The organism is Immundisolibacter sp. (genome assembly GCF_028696615.1).
Classification (GTDB): domain Bacteria; phylum Pseudomonadota; class Gammaproteobacteria; order Immundisolibacterales; family Immundisolibacteraceae; genus Immundisolibacter.
Genome location: NZ_JAQVGQ010000302.1, coordinates 1 through 2733, shown reverse-complemented (window position 1 = coordinate 2733; position 2733 = coordinate 1). Strand labels below are relative to the sequence as shown.

The window sequence follows — 2733 nt, the reverse complement described above, 5'->3', positions numbered from 1 at the left end:
GAAACACCCGCTTGCGCGTCCGCCGGCAGGTCAGGTCAATGTCCAATGGCTGCTGCTTCATGCCCTCGGCTCCCGCAGGTCAGGTTGGGCGTATTTTCGGACGGGGTGTGGGTTTTGAACAGAATCCCTACCCAAACAAAATCACCCCCCGAGCATTCCGCCCGGCTTCCAGATCCGCAAATGCCTGCCCGGCCTCATCAATGGTATAGGTGCGGGTCACCATGTGGTCGAGGTCGAGTTTGCCGGCTTTGTAGAGGTCGAGCAGCATCGGGAAGTCCACCTTGAAGTTGGCGCTGCCGTACATGGAGCCTTTGATGGTCTTGGCGGTGAACGGCAGGATCAGGCTGTTGAAGGAGTAGCGGTCGTCCTTGCTGCCGACGCCGACGACGACGGTGGTGCCGCCGCGGCGCGTGGCCTTGAAGGCGGCTTCCACCAGCTTGCCGAGGCCGACGACCTCGAAGGCGTAGTCGGCGCCGATGCCGCCGGTGAGCGCCATGATTTCCTTGGCGGCATCCGTGCCGGGGGCGACGGTGTGGGTGGCGCCGAAGCTCTTGGCCATTTCCAGCTTCTCGGCCGAAAGGTCCACCGCAATCACCATGCGCGCGCCGGCGATGCGCGCGCCCTGCACCACGGAAAGGCCCACCCCGCCGCAGCCGAACACGGCCACGGTGCTGCCGGGCTCCACCTGCGCCGTATTGATGACGGCGCCGACGCCGGTGGTGACGCCGCAGCCGACCAATGCGGCGGCCTGGAACGGCACGCTCTTGTCCACGGCCACCACGCACGCTTCCGGCACCACGGCGTACTCGGCCATGTTGCCGAGGAAGGACATGGTGTACAGACGCTGGCCGTTCTGGTGGATGCGCGTGGTGCCATCGAACAGAGTGCCGTCCGGCGGGCTCACGGTGCACAGGAAGGGCTGGCCGTGCAGGCAGTGAAAGCATTCGCCGCAGCGCGGCACGAACGACAGCACCACGTGATCGCCGGGTTTGACGGTGTGCACGCCCTCGCCGATCTGCTCGACGATGCCGGCACCCTCGTGGCCGATGACGGCCGGGAAGGGCTGCGGGATGGTGCCGTTGATGATGGAGATGTCCGAGTGGCACACACCGCAGGCCTTCATGCGCACCAGCACTTCGCCGGCCTTGGGCGGGTCGAGGTTGACGGTCTCGACGGCGAACTGGTGCTGGTCGCGCACGACCACGGCTTTCATGGACAGCATGGGCGGATCTCCTCGGGGTGTGGACTGACTGCCGGCATTGTCGGCGGGCGCAGGGTGCGGGTCCAGCGCGTCACGACCGAACGATCGTTTCGGCGGTGCTAGCATCGCCGCAGCACAAGGCCCACGGCCCGATGGCCGGGACACGATCGCCACGGATGGCCACGAGGAAGGAGTACACGCATGGCTTACGACCTGCTCATCCGCGGCGGTACGGTGGTGGACGGCACGGGCGGTGCCGGTTACCGGGCCGACGTGGCGGTTAAGGACGGGCGCATCGTGAAGATCGGCGCCGTGGACGGGGAGGCGGCCGAGATCATCGACGCCAGCGGCCGCGTGGTGGCGCCGGGCTTCATCGACCCGCACACGCATTACGACGCGCAGCTGTCGTGGGACCCGCTGGTCACGCCAACCGCCTGGCACGGCATCACCACGGCAGTGATCGGCAACTGCGGCGTGGGCCTCGCGCCGTGCCGGCCGGACACGCGCGAGCGCGCGCTGTGGGATCTGATCAACGTAGAGGCCATGTCGCGCGAGGTGCTGGAGGCGGGCATCGCCTGGCATTGGGAGTCGTTCGGCGAGTTTATGGGCGCGACGCTCGCGCGCGGCTGCGCCATCAATCTCGGCTTTCTGGTGCCGCTGTCGCCGCTGCGCACTTACGCGCTCGGCAGCGCGGCGAGCGAACGCGCCGCCACGGCGGCCGAGATCGACACGCTGTGCGGGCTGCTCGGCGAGGCGCTCGACGCCGGCGCGCTCGGCTTCAGCTCGTCCCAGCAGCCGAACCACGTGGGCTACAACGGCACCCCGCTGGCGAGCCGCCTGACCAGCAACGACGAGTTCGCCGCCCTGGCGCGCACCGTCGGCCGGAGCGGGCGCGGCGGCATCGAGATTGCCGTCACCAAGAAGCTGGCGCACCTGCAGGACGACGACGTGGCGCTGCTGGAGCTGCTGTGCGAGCAAAGCGGCCGGCCGGTGACGTGGCTGACGCTGCTCGACCTCAACTCCCACCCCGGCAGCGCGTTCGCGGCCGTGGAGCGGGCCGGGCACCTCACGGCCAAGGGCTGCTACCCGCAGACCGTGGTGCGGCCTTTCATGGCCGAGGCGGACGTGCGCAATCCGTTCATGTTCGCGCCGCTGCCGGCCTGGAAGGCGGCCTTCAACCAGCCGGTGGAGGTGCAGAAGGCGCTTTATGCCGATGCGGGCTTCCGCCGCACCTTCCGCGAGGACATGGCCGCCGGTCGCTCCATCGTGCGTGACTGGAACCACTTCGAGCTGCTGTCGGCCGACAACCCGGACCTGCAGCCGCTGCTCGGGCGCACGGTGGCGGACATTGCCGCCGAACGTGGCGCGGACCCGTGCGACACGTTCCTGGATCTTGCCATCGCGGACGACGTGAACACGCGCTTTCGGGTGGCGGTGGCGAACTCGGACGACGCCAACCTCGCCCGCATGCTGACCGACCCGCGCATCCGCATTGGTTTGGGCGATGGCGGCGCGCACGTGGACATGCTGTG

The 2733-nt window shown here is 68.5% G+C and carries 2 protein-coding genes; one reads left to right on the top strand and one right to left on the bottom strand.

Annotated features, from left to right (window positions below; genetic code table 11):
* Positions 1 to 127: 127 nt before the first annotated feature.
* Positions 128 to 1222, bottom strand: a complete 1095-nt coding sequence (locus PHC73_RS13540; protein ID WP_300129313.1) for a Zn-dependent alcohol dehydrogenase — start codon at positions 1220 to 1222, stop codon at positions 128 to 130.
* A gap of 180 nt (positions 1223 to 1402) precedes the next feature.
* Here PHC73_RS13540 and PHC73_RS13535 point away from each other — a divergent pair.
* Positions 1403 to 2733: amidohydrolase family protein (locus PHC73_RS13535; RefSeq protein ID WP_300129311.1), on the top strand; the 1331-nt coding region annotated here is incomplete at its 3' end.